The organism is Rhizobium leguminosarum, from assembly GCF_002953715.1.
Lineage (GTDB): Bacteria > Pseudomonadota > Alphaproteobacteria > Rhizobiales > Rhizobiaceae > Rhizobium > Rhizobium leguminosarum_V.
In genome coordinates this window covers 202,970-219,425 of record NZ_CP025015.1, presented here as the reverse complement: position 1 = coordinate 219,425, position 16,456 = coordinate 202,970, and the positions used below count along the sequence as shown (strand labels likewise).

The following is a 16,456-nucleotide window of genomic DNA, read 5'->3' as shown; positions in this document are numbered from 1 at the left end:
ATATTGCAACACACTTTGTTTTCATGGGTGATTCATGTTCAAATATCCGCGCTACATGCGGATTTTCCAACATGATTTCTCTCGATAGCTAAATCCAGCCGTTGCGCGGACCTTCGCTTTGCGCGCCGGAAGGGACTCCTCGCCAAAGCGAAGAGCGACGCTGCGCATGCCGAATTTCAATCCCCTGACCGCAAGCTATTTCCTGAGCCGTCAGACGCTCGTTCCCTCAAAAAGGCCAGGCATGGCCCTATCGCGTGAAAAGCTCTTCGCCGGGCGTTGTCACGTTGTTTGAATGTGGCCACGTGAGGCCGAGCCTGCGCTTTTTAGGCAGGCCGTGCACTCACGGCTTCCCACGCGGCCATTGCCTGGCGTCGATGGGTTCGAATTTGTGCTGCGAGCGGTTGGTCTGGGATGGGACGAAGAGGTTTCGGACGGCGGAGAAGATCGACACGAAATGTTGCAATGAGCCAACCGACCGGAAACCCTGTCGCGTTCGCTCCCGTTTTCTCAACGGCAGGTGAGAATTCTCCGCCCGGTTGTTCAAGCCTTTATGCGAGCGGTGTTCCACGTTCGGCATGACCTGGCGTTTGGCCGCCCCGTAGGAGCGCAATTTGTCGGTGATCATAGGCTTTGGCGGCATGCCCTGCTTCTTCAGAAGTCGCGTCAGCAGGCGCTTGGCCGCCTTGGTGTTATGGCGTGTCTGGACGATCTCGTCGAGCACATATCCATCCTGATCAACCGCTCTCCCCAACCAGCATTTCTGACCGTTGACGCGCACAACGACTTCATCGAGGTGCCAGACATCGCCTTTCGTCGGCGCCTTGGGGCGTATGCGGCGCGCATAATCAAGGCCATGCTTTCGGCACCATCGGCGGATGGTCTCGTAGGAAACGACGATCCCGCGATCGAGCAGCATTTCCTCGACATCGCGCAGGCTCAGATTAAAGCGAAAGTAGAGCCAGACAGCACGGGCTACGATTTCGATCGGATAGCGGTGGTTCTTCTAGGTCGGTGCACTCACGGTCATGAGTGCGCTGCTACCTCAATTTCCTTACCGCTCAATCAATGTGACAGTACCCTCTCATCAACCCGTCCGACGGCGGGAGAGGATCATGAAGCGCTTCAAGTCAGCGCGACATCTTCAGCGTTTCGTTTCCGTACACGACCCGATCGCCAACCTCTTTAACGTTCCCCGCCACGATATTCCATCCACCCACCATCGAGAATTGCGAGCAACTGCCATGCGAGCATGGCGCCAAATCGCGCGCCACGCCGAATGAACCAAAGCCTCAATCCCAGATCTTGTCTTCGCAGCGTTAAGTTTACAGTGCCCGCCGAGCCGTTCGGGCAGGTCACGCCAGCGACCGCCGGAACGGGCCATCCACAACAGCGCGTCCAGGAACAGCCGGTTGTTCGTGCGCGGGCCGCGTTTGCCCTTCGTGCCGCCCGGCACACAATCCTTGATCCGTTCCCACTGGTCATCCCGAAGCGCATCACAATCCACGGCCGATCTCCAAAAGTCAGCCTTGAATCTGATTTGCGCCTCCGGAGGAATCCCAAATCGTTAAATCGTCACCACGACCTAATTCGGTCGAAGCCTTTTGGTCGCAATCAGCATGACGAGATCTTCGGAGGCATCTGCGAGCGCCAGTGCCAATTCCGCAGCCGACCATCCACGTTTCTGCAAACTGACGAGCATTTCCACCATCGCGACTTCGACTTCTCGTCTGCAGCTCGAAATCGGCTTCAATTCGATATGTTTCTCATCACATGCCGTGGTCATCTTAGCCTCCGCTCTGCCATATGAAAGGCAGCGTCAAAAATTTCGACAATGGGTGGATATGGTAGGGGTTGCATGCAAGCCTCAAGCCATTACGCATCGACACAGATTGCCTCGGCTGCGCGCAACCCCTCGCGCGCCATTATTTGCCGATGTCCGGCATCAGGAGCGTCTCGCATGAATCTGCACAATAGGCGGTGGAATTCTTCCCGGCGCCTGAGCGGGTGCACGCAGAATGATTCCTGTTGCAAGCCAACGCTTGCGCAAAGCGCGCAAGAACAATTCTCCGATAGTTCACGGCCTATCCTCCTATTTTTGCATGCTTTGTTTTGAATAAATATCGTTTTTTGTTGCCGGCGCCCCGAAACTACATTGCACCGGCAGCTGCGTATTTTGGAATTTCCGAACTTCCTTCGGAATTAACCACTACTCATTTAGATATATGAACAGGACGCAATTGTCGTTATCGCCGCGTCCTGAAAATTATCGGTCCGTCCATTTCTGCTCGCCAGGGAATATGATAAGTCGCTTATGCACGTAAAGCTTTAGCCAATTCGGCTTTTGTAAGATGGCTGCGCGGTTCAGCCGCGAAAACGATTGTTTGCGTCAGTTTCAGCAGCCCGGATCGGCTTATGCGCTGGAGGAATTGGATGGTTGCGGAGTCTGGAGGTGACCCCGCTGCGGGACAGGAATGGCCGGCGCACCTGGAGCGGCGGCGCTGGTGCCCTTGCAATTTTCGACGCATAACCTTGCCACCGAAAGAACAGTTCCAGTCCTGGCGATCACATATGGCGCCGCTTGTGGATGTTCATCTGCCGGATGGAAAATCAGCACCTTGATCAAATTGATGACAGACGAGGGATACCGATCTCGTCCACGTCGGAAGCGTCGGCACCGGCTTCAATGAAGCAGAGGCGATCCGATTGCCGAAGGTGCTGGACACGCTGCGGTGGAAGCGAAAGCAGCCACCCGTGCTGTATTCCGGACGTGCCGATATTGTCTGGGTCCAGCCGATCCTCATTGCCGAGATCGAGTTTCGCGCCTGGACGTCGGACGGGAAACTACGTCATCCATCCTACAAAGGCTTGCGAGATCGGCAGGACAATGCCGACGTCTTCCGGCTCGACTAGCGAAATCAGCGCCATACGCTAGATTGTCGTCCATTCGAGCTCGGCGGAGTAGATATCTAGCATGTGCAACCTGTATCGCATGGAAGACAGGGGCTGGGTCGCGAAGTGGGCCCAGGACGCTGAAAGCCTGATCAACCTGATGCCGGCCTATCAGATGAACCCCGACCAGATGGGGCCGATCGTCCGCAACACCGCCGACGGAAAGAAGCAACTGGTCCATGCGCGCTGGGGACTGCCTTCGCCGCGCTTCGCGCTTGAGAAGGCAGCCAAAGCCAAGGCCGAGAAGCTTGCGGCGAAAGGCAAGCCGTTCGATCTCGAAGAACTGATCCGCATGGAGGCCGACCGCGGCACGACCAATGTGCGCAAGTTTAATTTTCCGCACTGGAAACGATGGTTTGGTGTCGAAAACAGATGCCTTGTCCCGATCACCAGTTTCGCCGAGCCGGATCCGGCCAGCCAGGAGGATGGCGGAAACGTGCCCAATGCCTGGTTCGCCCGCGACGAAAGTAAGCCGCTGATGTTCTTTGCCGGTCTCCATGTGCCGCAATGGCTGAGTGTCCGAAAGGTCAGGGATGGTCTCACCACCGATGATCTCTACGGATTCTTGACCACAGATCCCAACGACCTGGTGAAGCCGATCCATGAGAAGGCCATGCCGGTCCTGTTGCTGACGAAGGAAGAGACCGACACCTGGATGCGGGCGCCATGGGAAGAGGCCAAGGAGCTGGCCCGCCCATTACCGAATGATGCGCTCATCATCTCGTCCCGCGAACCGTACGGATCCACGATCGTTTCGACATCCGGAGAGCTGGTGGAACAGGGCAGTCTGCTTTGACGCCTGAATTCCGGGCTTGTATCGAAAACGAAAAAGCCTGCCGCGGGAGGAGGTGCGGCAGGCTTTTTCAAAGAATTGAACAACGGCTGGGAGGAGGAGTGCCGCTGTTCCGTCAGGCGCCCTCTGGGAGGAGGTGCATTGCTTCGTTGAGCTGAAGGTATCAGAGGCTGTCCCGACCGCCAGCGCTCAGATCGCAGAGCAGCCCTGCGCTTGCTGCAATGCAACATAGACCCTGCGCTCATTTTTCGACCATTTGAGACGCGGCTTTCGCTGTGCCGGGCTCGAAACCGAGAACAAATTCGATCACCTGGCAGAGGACATTTCGCACGGCTTCAGTATCGACTCAGGGCCAGCCAATCGATAAAGGTTGAAGCTGACGATATCGGTTCCGCTAAGCTCCTCGCCATAGAGCCACGTCCGTTTGCCATCCTCCGACCGCTTGACGGTCACACCCCATGATCGATTATCGAAATGTCCGTCGACATAGCCGTCCGGCAATTTCGCTAGCGCGTCTTCGAACGTCGCCTGAATTGATGGAGGTGTTTTGCCGCTGGCCGTCATGGTGCTAGGCATTCGTCGCAGATCCCGCAGCCATCATCATCCATGCTCGAGGCCGGACGTAACCTTCGACAGCACGGACATGCCGTTGCATCCGACGCACACGTTTCATCGCGGTCCGGCGGAAGAATTTCAATATAGAATTCCGACAGCATATCGGCCGCGCTTCGATCCATGGCGATGCTCCAGTGGGGTAAACTAGAGATAGTGAGCCTCGATGGTTGCACAAGCCGGCAAGAGATCGCAGTCGGAGACGATCCAATTGCGCCCACGTTGCGCGCTGCTATGCTGAGAGAGAATGGCAGGAACCACGGCGAGACCGGTGGCAGCGACGGAACACGTCACGCGAAGCCGCCATCGATAAGCGAGACGACGATGGCTGATTTTTCCCACAAGACGGATATCGAGATCGATCAGTGGATCAGGAACTTTGAGAAACGCTGCCAGACCGAAGCCCCATTGTATCTCGAATTGCTCGAAGAACGGGGCCACCGCGCTGGAAGGCGGGCAGGCCTTGATCTTGAGAAGTCACTTGCAGCCCTGAAGCGGGCGGCCGTCTCCGGGACCTGCATAAGCTACGGAGATTTGGCAAAAGCGAGCGGTGTCGAGTGGAGCAAGGCGCGACATCAGCTGAACGGAAAGAATGGACACCTCGACCGGCTTTTGGAAATCTGCCACGCCCGCAAACTTCCATTGCTGACGGCCATCTGCGTGAATCAAGGCAGCTTACAAGAGGGCGAGCTGGAGGAGAATGCGTTGAAAGGCTTTTCCGAAGGCGCGCGGCGTATTGGTAGGTCCTTCAGCGAGGACCTAGATTTCCATCATGCCTGCAGAGAGGAGTGCTGGAACTGGGGCCGAATGCAGTTGGGGTAGCGAAGTTCCATCTCTTCGTCAGGAGCAAGGGACTGATCAAAGAATCTTCAAAACAGGAACGCTGACGCATGCAATTGTCTCGGCTCGAGCTTTACAAGCGCGTAAGTGCCAGGCCTTTAAGCAAGCTTGCCGCGGAATTGGGTACGACCGGGACCGCCTTAGCTGCGGTGTGCAAGAAGTATCAGGTCCCCTATCCTGGTTCCGGATACTGGACGCGAAAATCCTTAGGTCTCCCAGTTGAGCTACCCGCATTGCCGGAAGCGCCTGATGAAGTGATCGAGATCACGCCGGCGATCTCGAAGCCCCGGCGACCGAGAACACCCAAGGATCAACCCTCGAAGGACAGGGCCCCAAAAAAAGCCCGTCGGATGGAATATCATCCACTTCTTTTTGGCGTCGAGGGGCATTTGCGTAAGTCGAGGGAGGTAAAAGACGGTGAGTTCCTGCGTCCTTACAAGCGGCTCCTCCCCGACTTGATTTCGTCGGAAAGCGCGCTGCCAAGAACACTCCGTATTGCGAACGCCCTTTACCTTGCGCTCGATGAGCGGGGTTACCGCGTTCACATCGCCCCGCAAAGCGATGACACTGGTCGCATTCACGTGTCCGAGCAGGAGGTTGAGCTCAAGGACCGGAAGTATGGACGTTATTATTCAAGCGGGATCTGGGGGCCTGACCGACCGACCATCTTCTACATCGACAGCGTGCCTATAGGCCTGGCCATCACGGAAATGACTGAAAGGGTGACGATGCGATACATCAACGGCGATTATTATCGGGAGGACAGCAAGCTCGTCCGGTCAATGAAACCGTGGCAGATGACGCATTCCTGGACGACGGAGCAGGACATGCCCTCCGGCCGCCTGAGGATAATCGCCTACTCTCCAAAGAAGGGTGTCGAGTGGTCGGCCAGATGGCAGGACACGCAGGAGGAGCCCCTCGAAAAGGTCATTTCGACGATCGTCGAGACGCTGCAAGCTTCGCATGATCACATTTTGAAGCTGATGATCGCCGAAGATGCAGCCGAAGCCAGGAGAAAGAAAGAGCGGGCGGAGGAATGGGAGCGCTACGAGCGACGAGAGGACGCTCGAAAGGTCGCGCAGGCTCTCTCAGACAGCCGGCAGCAGCTTGCCGAAACCATCGAGAAATGGGCAAAGGCGATGGCAGTAGAACGCTTCTTCGCTGACGCTGAGGAGCGTTTGAATAAACTCGACAACGAGCGTCGCCAACGCCTCGAAGAGCGGCTGGAGCTTGCGAGGGCCATGATGGGTAGCATCGATCCCCTGGACTTCATTGAAAATTGGAAGGCACCTGATGAGAGATACCGATCAAAGCATCGGGAAGATTAGATGCGCAGGCAAAGAGACGCGCGCCCACTGCTAGCTACAGGGTTTACCACTCTTCCGCCGAGGCCAAGCCTAGTCTCGAACAAAACGATGGAAGGCATTGGAGCTTTCAGCAACGCGCAAAAGCGAAAGGTCAGGATAGGCTGCCCCGCCGGACTGCTCTGCGGACATTAACGAAGCTTGGCCATACGGCGCCAGCGATGGACCGGCTTTTGTTGGTTGATGCGGTCCAGCTCCCGTTGTAGCTTCGCTGCGAAATCGCGGCACGCTTAGATAGGATTGGAATTTCCATGGCAACCGGTACCGTCAAATTCTTCAATGACGACAAGGGCTTCGGCTTCATTACACCCGAGAATGGCGGACAGGACGTCTTCGTCCATGTGTCTGCACTGCAACGTGGCGGTTCACTCCGTGAAGGCGATAAGGTGAGCTTCGAAGTTGGACAGGATCGCAAAACCGGAAAGTCCAAAGCAGAGAATGTATCGGTCCTGTAACTCCAGGACGTTGTAACTATCCAGCCTGCCAACCATCGTGTGGAGCATGGCCATAGGAAGAGGCTGACAGATGACCGGCACATCCGACACCTTGGCTCTCCTCATCGATGGCGATAACGCTTCGCCGAAGATCGTCAGCGGGCTCCTTGCGGAGATCGCCACCTATGGCACCGCCAGTGTGAGGCGCATCTATGGCGATTGGACCAAGCCAAATCTCAACGGCTGGAAAGAGTGCCTGCTGGAGCATTCAATTCAGCCCGTCCAGCAATTTGCCTACACGACGGGAAAGAATGCCACGGACGGCGCAATGATAATCGACGCGATGGACCTACTCTATACCGGCCGTTTTTCCGCATTCTGCATCGTTTCCAGCGATAGCGATTTCGCCAGGCTGGCGTCGCGCATCCGCGAACAGGGCGTGACCGTTTACGGTTTCGGCGAGCGGAAGACACCGCGTCCGTTCATCACCGCATGCGACAAGTTCGTCTATTTCGATGTCCTCAACGCCAACTCAGTCGAGCCCGATATACGGCAAGACGCGCGCCCGGCTGCCGCCGCGAAGGCCAAGGAGACCAAGGCATCCCCGGCAAAGGCGCCTGCAAAATCGAAGCTTGACGCGGCCGCATTGAAGATGCTCGAAAATGCCGTGACGGCGTCGGCCGATGAAGACGGCCGTGCCAACCTGGCGCGTGTCGGTGCCCATTTGGCGAAACAATCGCCGGACTTTGATGCGCGCAACTACGGCTTTGCCCGCCTCACAGACCTTGTCGAGGCTTCCGGCATCGTCGACGTAGAGCGAAGCGGCGACAGCCCGAAGATCGTCACGGTCCGGATGAAGGGGAAGCCAAGGCCAGGGCCCAACGGCTAGGCTCGGACGCCGATGGACAGCGGCAGCCTGTCCAAGATGATCCGCACTAGACCAAAGGTGTCGCCTTGGTGAAGGCGCTCGCCTGAAAAAGATGCTTGAAGATGCCACGACGGAAACTATCCAGGGAAGAACTCTTCGCCCTCGTATGGGAGAAACCGACCAGCGAGATCGCCAAGGAACTCGACCTGTCGGACGTGGCGATCGGCAAGCTCTGCAGCAAGTTACAGGTCCCAAAGCCGCCTCGCGGTTATTGGGCTCGTATGCAGGCCGGGCAGCGACCACGCCGGCCGGCCTTGGTTGCTTTCCGCGAGGAACTCGACACCAAGCGGCGCGATGAGTTACGTGCAAAAACAGCGGAATCGCTTTCGAAACTGCAACGCCAGTTTCTTGAAATGGCGTTGTCGGAGATGAATAGTCGAGGCGCCGGTATTGCTCCACCGCCAAGTGCCAGGCCGCTCGTCAATCTCGATCGCGATTTAGCAGCCCAGGTCCTGCTGCTCATTCAAGGTCGGGCGCAGGCCTGGGTGGAGGAAGGTCGCATTGCCACGCGCTGGGGACCGCCTGTCCGCAACAGCGTTGCCAAACTCGTTGAGCGCCTGCTGCCGATGGCGCGGCAGCAACTCTTGGTGTTCGAGACCGAGAGCAAGCGCACATCCTTCAGGGCCGACGGGCCGGTGATCTTTGTCCGACTGACAGTGCCATTGCAGGAGCGGATCGCCGCCCTTTCGGAGATGGTCAGGGATCAAGAACTCCAGCACGTGGTCATGCCGCTGACGGCGGCAGATCACGGCTGGTCAACGCACCATCTCTATTCCCCGGAATCGCACTTGTTCCTGGACAGTTGGCTCTGTATTTCGGCGCGCGAGATCTGGGTGGAATGGAACCGCAAGTCGTGGCGCGAGGAAGACCCGCCCGAGCGGCATGCGACCAACCGGATCGGCCTGCGTGAGGTGATGCCAGTCGACTTCATGCCCGCTTCCAACAAAGTGCTCTCACCGGTGATTTCGGGGGTGGCAATCACGCCCTATGCGGATCGGCTTCGCGCCCTGCAAGAAGCGGAACGAATCCACGAGATGATGAGCAACGCCGCTTACGCAATGCAGAAGGAGGTCCCGGGAGAAATCCTTTCGGTCGTGGATCGCCTGTGGTTTGGGGAGGAGCGTCCATTCCAGGCTGCGCGAGACGCGTTCCGCCATGTCGAAACAGAGCTTGAGCGATGGGACATCGAACTCGAAGCGGAGCGATCAGCGCTCGCCCGGTCCATCCTTGGGATAGTGCCTGGAGACATCGTTACGTCCGAAAGCCGCGGGAAACTTCTGCGGCTGTCGGTTACGGGCGTAACGCTATATTCGGGCGGCAGCGGTGTCAGTTTCATGGTGTCCGGAATTCGCTTTCGAAAGGACGGAACACTGGGCAAACTGCAGGAGACCCTAAATTTATCTTTTACCGACGAGATGCAAACTCAATAGCGAGAGCGCGACTGCCAGACGGCGGAAGGCGAATGCTGGCAAACCTCTGATATCTGCGGTGGACAACCGGTACACTGTGCCTCTTGAATCAGCGCCTTGAAGGGATTCGAACCAGCTATCCGCTGTTCAGCCCCCTCTCACATTACGGAAAGATCTTGCTCCCGGTTGTCACCGAACAGGTGAATTTGGAAATCAACGAAAGGGTTGCGATCCAACTGCGTTGCGGACGACGGTGCTCGCGTCTATGTCCGTCGATCCCACGATATACCGTGAGCGTCCGGCGAATGCATTTCTTGCGTCTACGAGGCGCGGTTTAGGACTTGCGCCTTAGCTCATCTGCTATGACGCGCTCGATTATCTCGGGATCGCATTGTTCATCGACGAGGAACTGGCGGATTCCACCATCCCACGTCCGTATGTCGGCCAGGAGATCTCGAAGGTCGTCAATTCCATTTTCGGTCAGGCCTTTTGTGCCATCTTCACTGCCATCGCGGACATATACCAATTCGCCTTCGGCGATATTGTCCGAGTTGGCGGTGACTTCCTCGAGTAGTTCAAGGTTCTCGCCGATCATGACGGCGACTTCTTTGAGCGTGTAGATGAACCTCGAGCGTGCCATCACGCAGCCTCGTATCGGTCTTTCGCCGGCACCCACTGCCACGGCAGCAATTCGTGGAGCCGATCCTTGGGATGGCTCTGGATCCGGGTCAGGACGTCTGTGAGATAGACCTCCGGATTGTGGCCATGGAGTTTGGCAGTCTCGACGATGGTCAGGATGTTGGCGATGCGCTCACCGCCCTTGTCTGACCCGGCGAAGAGCCAATTTTTTCTTCCCATTCCAAGCGGACGCATGGCTCGTTCAGCTATGTTGTTATCGATTTCAACACGGCCATCGTCGATGTAAACGCTCAACGCTGCCCATCGCGAGAGGGCATATCGCATCGCTTCCGCCAGCTTCTGCTTCTGTGGCAGGGTCGAAAGCGTCTCTTCTATCCAGCTCTTGAGGTCCGCCAGAAGGGGCCTGGCGTGTTGCTGGCGCAGTGTACGCCGCTCCTCAGCCGACATGCCGCGGATACGATCCTCGATATCGTAGAGCGCACCGATGCGCGACAGCGCTTCGTCAGCGATCGGAGATGGCTTCAGCTTAATCACATCGTGGAACTTGCGGCGTACATGCGCCATGCAGGCGGCCTCGATGATCTGGTTGCCGTAAAGCTTCTTATAGCCACCATAGCCGTCCGCGTGCATCACGCCGCTGAAGGCAGCGAGGTGGTCGGCTGGATGCGCGCCCTTGCGGTCGGGGCTATAGTAGTAGGCTATGGCTCTGGGCGTGGGATCTTGATAGCCGCTGCCATCGAAGACATAGACCCAGACCCGCCCGGTTTTTGTCTTCCCTCGCCCAGGGTCGAGGACATCGACTGGGGTATCGTCCGTATGTATTCGGTCGACCGCGGCGACATGGGCTCTGATTAGCAAGATGAGCGGCGCAAGCAGAACGGACACCCGGCCAACCCAGTCCGCCATCACCGACCGGGAGATGTCTATCCCCAGCCGGTCGTACATCTCGGATAGACGATAGAGCGGAATGTGATCGTCGAATTTGGCGACCATGATATGGGCGAGCAACCCCGGTCCGGGCTTGCCTCGCTCGATCGGCAAGGTCGGCATTTCGCCAGACACCGTTGTGTCGCAGTCCCTGCAGATCATGCGCTTTTCGACGTGCCGGACAATCTTTACGGATGCCGGTATATGCTCCATCACTTGGACGACCTTGTCAGCCGCCTTCAGGAAGGACGTGCCACCACAGCTCGGACAACTGCAGGGCGCCGCATAAACCAGCTCTTCTGTTGGAAGGCCATCCGGCAGCGGTCTGCGTTTGGGCTTACCCGGTGCGTCGTCCAACTCCGGTAAGGGGTTTTTTCCAGAACGCACCTCAGCCTCGGCGCGGGAAGCCTCGATCTCCTCCAGCATCAGTTCAAATTGCTCGATCTTCCGGTCGATCTTTTCCGAAGAAGGACCGTGCTGCCGATGTCGGAGCAAATCCAACTGCGCGCGCAGAAGACCGATAATGGAGTCGCGCTTGGTGACTTCTGCTTCTTGCTCCTCAAGTTTCGCCGTCTGTTCAGCGACGAGCGCGCGCAAAGCAGATAGCTCGGCCTGACTGTCCAGCGGCGTTGTTTCCATACCCGCGTACATAGCCGATTTGCGCCGGAAGTGCCAGCATTATGCCCCGGATGTCTTTGCAAAATATAGCTTTTAACCCGTTCGTCCGGGAGCAGAAGTCCACGCAGGTCGGCGCCAGTCGATCCCCTCAACAAGCATCGACAACTGAGCTTGCGTCAGATGCGCAACCCCATCTTTCGCCGTCGGCCAGGGAAAGTATCCGCGTTCCAAAATTTTGTAAAACAGGCAAAACCCCTGGCCATCCCACCATAAAAGTTTGATCCGATCAGCGCGTTTTCCGCGGAATCCGAAGATCGCGCCAGAACCCGGCGCTTCCTTTATGACTGCCTCGACCAACGCTGACAGACCATCAATGCCGCGCCGCATATCAGTCACCCCGCAGGCCAGATAAACCTGCACATTCCCCGAAGGCCCGATCATGCCGCCTCCACACAAGCGACCAGTGACGATAGCACTTCGAGATCCATGTCCGCTGCGATTCTCAGTAAGCGGCCGTTCCTTAGGACGATTTCAACGTCTTTCCATCTCGACCGAGCACTGCTCCTCTTGGAACCGTCACTCACGCTCTCCGACGCTCCGATAAGCGATACCGGGATGAACGATGCGGCCTGGGGAGATTCGGGTGGCAAGAGCTTCTTTCGCCAGGCGTAAATCTGCTGCGGAAGAACGTCATGCCGGCGCGCGACATCCGAAACGGTGCCATCCGCGCTGAACGCTTCTTGCAATATCGAAAGCTTCAGTTCCGTCGACCATCGCCGTTGTCGCTCGGCACCCGTCAGGATCTCAACCTTGGCCATTCATACCCTGTTACGTCACAAATGAATCTTCTGTGTCGTAACTTGAGCCAATCTCGCGCCCAACCAAAATCCGCTCACCGGACGCTCACGATATACCGGTCAGCAGCAATCCGTCCGGCGTCACGCGCAGACTGGATGCAATTACGATACCGCGCCGGCCGTGGCCAGGCGTTGGTGACGAGACACCGTGCAACTAGCCGGGAAGTTCACCGTTAGCCGAAAGACAAGGACGGATGTGATTTGAGCTAAACTGAACAGCTGTGGGAATGGCGTGAGAGGATCGCCAACCTTTGCTACGAGATACGGTCCAGCGGGGAAGTTGCAACCGCGTGACAGCGTTGGAGTGACACACGCGCCCCGCTGTTTCGCTCTCATTCGCAATCACCCATCGAAGAGGCGGATCGGCCAGGATATTATGGGCCGACAACGTTCGCATATGACCCTTCGATGCGCCTGACTGTAGAACTCTCATCGGTAGCCGCAGGACGGATGACAACCGCCACAGGAGCGGACGGAGACCTGTCAATGCATGCTTTCGCTCGCACTAATGGGCTCGTGGACCAATTAGGCGGCGAATTGACCCTCTATTGGATTGAGGGGTACAGTGGGGGCGTGTTCCTGCAGGCGCTACTTCTGGTGTCGAGGCATACGGCGGCGGCCGATACCTCCTCGACACGGTAAAGGGTGCGGTTCTTGGGGTTGTTCGGTCAGATGGTGTACTCACACTCGATTTCAACTTTTCCTATTTTCCCTCGTGCGCCTACTCATCGCGTTATGTCTGCCCGTTGGCTCTTCTGGCAATCGACTGAAAAACGCGGTGAGAGCCGGAGAGCGGATGCCGTCATAGAGTGTGTGATCATCGGTCCGGCCGGTCGCGACCGGTTGGTGAGAAATCGACCATGTCCTCATCTGAAGCCCGCGATCATATCTCTGGTTTCGTTCAGGACACGAGCATCGTTGCTCACGTCAGAATTGCCCCATTCGTCGGGTCGTGCCCATTGAGGCAAGCGCGTGCAATGATTTGGGCAGTCATAGGACATCACGCTGCGGCGATTGCGAGTGGCGTCCATGAAGCCGTGTCCGTAAGCAAAAGGGCTTGGGGTGGGGTCAACTTCCGGGTTGTGCCGAGCGCCTTGAATGTGGCCAATCTCATGTCCAAATGAATAGTTACCCGTCGCGCAGTCATAGTAGACAACTGCGAAAGCACTTTCCTTGTTACCAAGAATATCTGACGCGAGCCCACATGAAGAACCGTTGTTGATCAGGAGCACAACCACGTCTGCCCTGATCTGGTTTCTGAGCGTCTGTAACTCGTCCATTTTGCCGTCGTTCTTGTTCTTGAGGGCAGCTAGATCTGCGTCAAACGAGCCCGACTCCTGGTAATTAGTCGAAACCGGTTTAGGGGTCGCGGGAACCACTTTGATATACACGCCCGAATTAGCATAAGAGGTATTGGTTTCCACAAAAGCAAGATCGACCAGACCTTGAATATCGGGCACCAAGTTAGCCACAGCCGGCGTAAACGCCACCAAAACAGTGACTTCGGTCAATCCGCGGTCTTGCATGCTCTTAAGCTTCAGTGGTGGAAGATCTTGGCGATCGCCGCCACCATTCAAAGGTTCGTTCGAGGGGTGCTCACTGGGAAAGGTTCCGACCTTGAATAGGACATGTGCGCCGCCTCCGAGGGGCCGGATGCGAAAAAGGCCAGTTTCCGTTTGAATCGACCCGGTGACCGAATCGCCGTTTACTGAGAAAGTTGAAAGTCCCACAGAACCGTCCCCAACGGCGACCGAGTCGTTGGATTCAGTCCGTCCTGCGAGAACAAACCCTCTATCGCTGAGCACTGAGCGATCCGATGTCGCTACGGTTACGGCGCCCCTGCCAGGTAAAGGGATCTCGACCTGCGCGTTTTGCATCAGGGCAGCAGCGTCTGCCCGAACGATCGTGCTTTCCTGTGTTGTCGGCAGTTGGCGGATATCGTTCAGCGCCTTGCTCTGGGCGGGTGTCAGATCCGCTGTGTCGAGTGATGTAATGAAGGGCTTGTCTTGCGCTAGAGCCAAAGGGCTATAGCCAAGGGTGACCAAAAGAGTGAGAACGTATGATATCCGTTTCATCGATTATCCCTCCTAGATGAGAAAGCGTTTGCTATGGGTTCGCAAAGTACTTCAGAGCGAACTTTTGGTCGGCCGGTTTAGCTTGCCCGCTCGCAATTCTAGCTAAACTACCGATTGCCTCATTGTCGACGCAGCGGGCATATTGGAGCGAGCCAGACATTACACCTTCACCGACGGCGGTGTGGCCAAGCCCGATCCAGTGACCTATTTCGTGTAAAAGAACCGTCTGCATATCGGCGCTTCTCTTGCCGGTACCAAAGAGAGGCTCGCCACTAGTTCCTCGGAACGTGTAGTTCTTCCCGCTGAGCTCGACGTGGAGGCGATCCGGCTCGCATGCAACTATCTCAGGATTCGATCCGCAAGTTGTGTCCTTGTTCAAGGGGGTAAGTATTAGCTTAAGAGCAGCTGGCGGGGAGTGGCGCGGACACTCTAAGTATTCTCGAACTTTGAGCGAGATCGGCGATAGCTGGGAAGCGTCCATCGCACAAAGCCTTTGGATGATGGGGTCATTTGGCGGAAGAGGTTCGTAGACCTCTATCGGAGTTCGGGTCCCAGCCTGGTACGAGTTTAAGGTTGGCAGCACCGGATCACCCAAGCGTGGCGGCCCCGTCATTACTGGTGCTGTCTGCACCAAAGCAGCCGCCGCATCGCCTATGGAGTAAAGCTGGCCATCAATCACCACAAATAGGAGATGCTCTAGAACACATGTTGTACAGGCGCGACGCCAAACAGCCATGGCGGTCAAAAGCATTTGCCTGACGCGTTCGGCTGCGCCAGGCGCTAGCGTCGAAGCATTATGATCGATTTCTATTGAGAGAACCGGAACGGATGCAAACCCGTCGCTAGCTGATTTAATCACAATACCGCGCCCTAACGGCTTGACGCAGAGATAGGCCGCAGGTGCCTCACCTCCCTCGACCGCGCTCTGGCGCTCTGGATCTAACTCTCGATAGATATCGAAACTCACGTCCTTCGCATAAGAGGCTCCGCCCGGTTCTACGACCACCTCAACCCGCCAAAGAGGATTAAAGATCCGTTCCTCAGTCAACGTGGCGAGAGCTATGTCGTGCGGCGCCGACAATGTCGAGAGATCGATGCGGCATATCTCTTGGAAAGCCTGCTCGCCATAAGGTTTCGAAAAGAAGCGGGCAGTGAGAAACGCGCCAGGTGGAAGAGGCGAGTGTAGCCGGAGGTACAGGTTCCGTCCGCCGAAAGTGTAGCCCACGAACACATGTCCTTCACGGAGCGTGGTCAGTCTCTCGCTTCTTACTTGTTCGAGCGTCGCCTGGTCACGTTTGGGTCCATTTACCACCTCGCATCCGCCAGGCGAAGAGGAGGGTATTACGACGGGTGCGGCAACGGGTTTCGATTGCTTGGATTTTCCTTCGATCCGCATTTCTACGAGGTAAGGTGGATCACCGGTTGCACCACCATTTCCAGCATCATAAACCTCGAACCGCATCTTATGATCACCCTGGACATCGAGAACCACCCCCGCTGAGGGGAAGTCAGCTCCCAGAGCGCCAAACTTCTTTTCACAGACGAAAATCGGGTTAGCTTCGTCATCGTACAGAAGGACGCGAAGAGTAACGTCCGCGCGGAACTGCTTGGTGTAGCGGGTCAGGGTAAGGTGGATTTCGCCACCTCCTTCGAAGTCGACCAACGCTGAAGCTGAATTCGAAGGTTGTCTAAGAACGGTGTTGTAAACGATCGTTAGCTCAGGCTTGTAGGTGGCCAACCCCTGGAATGCGTTACACATTGCTGACGCGGATGCTGTTACAGGTAAACTTAACCATAGGAAGGTTGGGAGCGCCACTGTAATGATGAAGTTCGCCAACTTGGAAGCGCACGGTTTCATAACGATCGAGCCCCACAAAATCCGCGAGATATTTATCGCACCGAATGAAGTCAAATACAATCTAAACGTTTTCACTTGCAAAAACGGCTCCGTAATGTAAAGCTATGAGTGTATGTCGGAGGGAATGCGGCGTACAACATGATAAAGATTCGA

At 56.6% G+C, this 16,456-nt stretch carries 13 protein-coding genes and 6 pseudogenes; 9 read left to right on the top strand and 10 right to left on the bottom strand.

All coding sequences use genetic code 11. The features are described 5' to 3' along the window. Positions 1 to 323 precede the first annotated feature (323 nt). A pseudogene (locus CUJ84_RS33360) lies at positions 324 to 985 on the bottom strand (IS6 family transposase). Between the two features lie 94 nt (positions 986 to 1,079). On the opposite strand from CUJ84_RS33360, the pseudogene CUJ84_RS33355 reads away from it, so the two are divergent. Next, positions 1,080 to 1,280, top strand: a pseudogene (locus CUJ84_RS33355) (IS6 family transposase); the annotation flags it as partial. A gap of 53 nt (positions 1,281 to 1,333) precedes the next feature. On the opposite strand, the pseudogene CUJ84_RS33350 reads toward CUJ84_RS33355, so the two are convergent. Next, positions 1,334 to 1,504, bottom strand: a pseudogene (locus CUJ84_RS33350) (transposase); the annotation flags it as partial. A gap of 78 nt (positions 1,505 to 1,582) precedes the next feature. Then, complete coding sequence (locus tag CUJ84_RS33345; RefSeq protein WP_077987990.1) at positions 1,583 to 1,783, bottom strand: hypothetical protein; 201 nt, start codon at positions 1,781 to 1,783, stop codon at positions 1,583 to 1,585. An 854-nt stretch (positions 1,784 to 2,637) separates the two neighbouring features. Here CUJ84_RS33345 and CUJ84_RS33335 point away from each other — a divergent pair. Together CUJ84_RS33335 and CUJ84_RS33330 are read left to right on the top strand one after the other, a co-directional pair. Then, positions 2,638 to 2,910, top strand: a pseudogene (locus tag CUJ84_RS33335) (non-homologous end-joining DNA ligase); the annotation flags it as partial. Between the two features lie 61 nt (positions 2,911 to 2,971). Next, entirely contained in the window at positions 2,972 to 3,745 is a 774-nt protein-coding gene (locus tag CUJ84_RS33330; protein ID WP_105009808.1) for an SOS response-associated peptidase family protein, read from the top strand. A 238-nt stretch (positions 3,746 to 3,983) separates the two neighbouring features. Here CUJ84_RS33330 and CUJ84_RS33325 read toward each other — a convergent pair. Further along, positions 3,984 to 4,318, bottom strand: a pseudogene (locus CUJ84_RS33325) (hypothetical protein). A gap of 360 nt (positions 4,319 to 4,678) precedes the next feature. Between CUJ84_RS33325 and CUJ84_RS33315 the strand changes: the two are divergent. The 5 genes from CUJ84_RS33315 to CUJ84_RS33295 all read left to right on the top strand — a co-directional run bounded on the left by CUJ84_RS33315 (position 4,679) and on the right by CUJ84_RS33295 (position 9,350). Continuing rightward, positions 4,679 to 5,176: a hypothetical protein gene (locus tag CUJ84_RS33315; RefSeq protein WP_105010015.1), complete on the top strand. Its 498-nt coding sequence runs from the start codon at positions 4,679 to 4,681 to the stop codon at positions 5,174 to 5,176. A gap of 68 nt (positions 5,177 to 5,244) precedes the next feature. Continuing rightward, positions 5,245 to 6,522 carry a hypothetical protein gene (locus CUJ84_RS33310; protein WP_105009807.1) on the top strand — a complete coding sequence of 426 codons (1,278 nt, stop codon included), beginning with the start codon at positions 5,245 to 5,247 and terminating at the stop codon, positions 6,520 to 6,522. Between the two features lie 287 nt (positions 6,523 to 6,809). Then, the gene (locus CUJ84_RS33305; protein ID WP_012760580.1) at positions 6,810 to 7,013 is read left to right on the top strand and encodes a cold-shock protein; all 204 of its coding nucleotides are present in this window, start codon (positions 6,810 to 6,812) and stop codon (positions 7,011 to 7,013) included. Positions 7,014 to 7,083: 70 nt separating this feature from the next. Next, positions 7,084 to 7,881 carry an NYN domain-containing protein gene (locus CUJ84_RS33300; protein WP_105009806.1) on the top strand — a complete coding sequence of 266 codons (798 nt, stop codon included), beginning with the start codon at positions 7,084 to 7,086 and terminating at the stop codon, positions 7,879 to 7,881. A 101-nt stretch (positions 7,882 to 7,982) separates the two neighbouring features. Further along, entirely contained in the window at positions 7,983 to 9,350 is a 1,368-nt protein-coding gene (locus CUJ84_RS33295) for a hypothetical protein (RefSeq protein ID WP_105010014.1), read from the top strand. A gap of 313 nt (positions 9,351 to 9,663) precedes the next feature. Here the strand turns inward: CUJ84_RS33295 and CUJ84_RS39330 are convergent, their stop codons facing one another. The 4 genes from CUJ84_RS39330 to tnpA all read right to left on the bottom strand — a co-directional run bounded on the left by CUJ84_RS39330 (position 9,664) and on the right by tnpA (position 12,331). Further along, complete coding sequence (locus CUJ84_RS39330) at positions 9,664 to 9,969, bottom strand: hypothetical protein (RefSeq protein WP_105009805.1); 306 nt, start codon at positions 9,967 to 9,969, stop codon at positions 9,664 to 9,666. Further along, positions 9,969 to 11,534, bottom strand: a complete 1,566-nt coding sequence (gene tnpC / locus CUJ84_RS33285) for an IS66 family transposase (RefSeq protein WP_105010013.1) — start codon at positions 11,532 to 11,534, stop codon at positions 9,969 to 9,971. The genes CUJ84_RS39330 and tnpC overlap by 1 nt, the downstream gene beginning before the upstream one ends. A 72-nt stretch (positions 11,535 to 11,606) precedes the next feature. After that, on the bottom strand, positions 11,607 to 11,954 hold the full coding sequence (gene tnpB / locus CUJ84_RS33280) for an IS66 family insertion sequence element accessory protein TnpB (RefSeq protein ID WP_105009804.1): 348 nt from the start codon (positions 11,952 to 11,954) through the stop codon (positions 11,607 to 11,609). Next, on the bottom strand, positions 11,951 to 12,331 hold the full coding sequence (tnpA, locus tag CUJ84_RS33275) for an IS66-like element accessory protein TnpA (RefSeq protein ID WP_105009803.1): 381 nt from the start codon (positions 12,329 to 12,331) through the stop codon (positions 11,951 to 11,953). The genes tnpB and tnpA overlap by 4 nt, the downstream gene beginning before the upstream one ends. A 686-nt stretch (positions 12,332 to 13,017) precedes the next feature. Between tnpA and CUJ84_RS39045 the strand changes: the two are divergent. After that, positions 13,018 to 13,140 (top strand): annotated as a pseudogene (locus tag CUJ84_RS39045) (DUF1684 domain-containing protein); the annotation flags it as partial. A gap of 96 nt (positions 13,141 to 13,236) precedes the next feature. Here the strand turns inward: CUJ84_RS39045 and CUJ84_RS33265 are convergent. Then, positions 13,237 to 14,445, bottom strand: a complete 1,209-nt coding sequence (locus CUJ84_RS33265; RefSeq protein WP_105009802.1) for a M12 family metallo-peptidase — start codon at positions 14,443 to 14,445, stop codon at positions 13,237 to 13,239. A gap of 31 nt (positions 14,446 to 14,476) precedes the next feature. After that, complete coding sequence (locus CUJ84_RS33260) at positions 14,477 to 16,378, bottom strand: matrixin family metalloprotease (protein ID WP_348632691.1); 1,902 nt, start codon at positions 16,376 to 16,378, stop codon at positions 14,477 to 14,479. Positions 16,379 to 16,456 lie beyond the last annotated feature (78 nt).

Coding starts and splice junctions, on each gene's coding strand:
- CUJ84_RS33345 (WP_077987990.1), bottom strand. CDS start 1,783: ATGACCACGGCATGTGATGAGAAACATATCGAATTGAAGCCGATTTCG.
- CUJ84_RS33330 (WP_105009808.1), top strand. CDS start 2,972: ATGTGCAACCTGTATCGCATGGAAGACAGGGGCTGGGTCGCGAAGTGG.
- CUJ84_RS33315 (WP_105010015.1), top strand. CDS start 4,679: ATGGCTGATTTTTCCCACAAGACGGATATCGAGATCGATCAGTGGATC.
- CUJ84_RS33310 (WP_105009807.1), top strand. CDS start 5,245: ATGCAATTGTCTCGGCTCGAGCTTTACAAGCGCGTAAGTGCCAGGCCT.
- CUJ84_RS33305 (WP_012760580.1), top strand. CDS start 6,810: ATGGCAACCGGTACCGTCAAATTCTTCAATGACGACAAGGGCTTCGGC.
- CUJ84_RS33300 (WP_105009806.1), top strand. CDS start 7,084: ATGACCGGCACATCCGACACCTTGGCTCTCCTCATCGATGGCGATAAC.
- CUJ84_RS33295 (WP_105010014.1), top strand. CDS start 7,983: ATGCCACGACGGAAACTATCCAGGGAAGAACTCTTCGCCCTCGTATGG.
- CUJ84_RS39330 (WP_105009805.1), bottom strand. CDS start 9,969: ATGGCACGCTCGAGGTTCATCTACACGCTCAAAGAAGTCGCCGTCATG.
- tnpC (WP_105010013.1), bottom strand. CDS start 11,534: ATGGAAACAACGCCGCTGGACAGTCAGGCCGAGCTATCTGCTTTGCGC.
- tnpB (WP_105009804.1), bottom strand. CDS start 11,954: ATGATCGGGCCTTCGGGGAATGTGCAGGTTTATCTGGCCTGCGGGGTG.
- tnpA (WP_105009803.1), bottom strand. CDS start 12,331: ATGGCCAAGGTTGAGATCCTGACGGGTGCCGAGCGACAACGGCGATGG.
- CUJ84_RS33265 (WP_105009802.1), bottom strand. CDS start 14,445: ATGAAACGGATATCATACGTTCTCACTCTTTTGGTCACCCTTGGCTAT.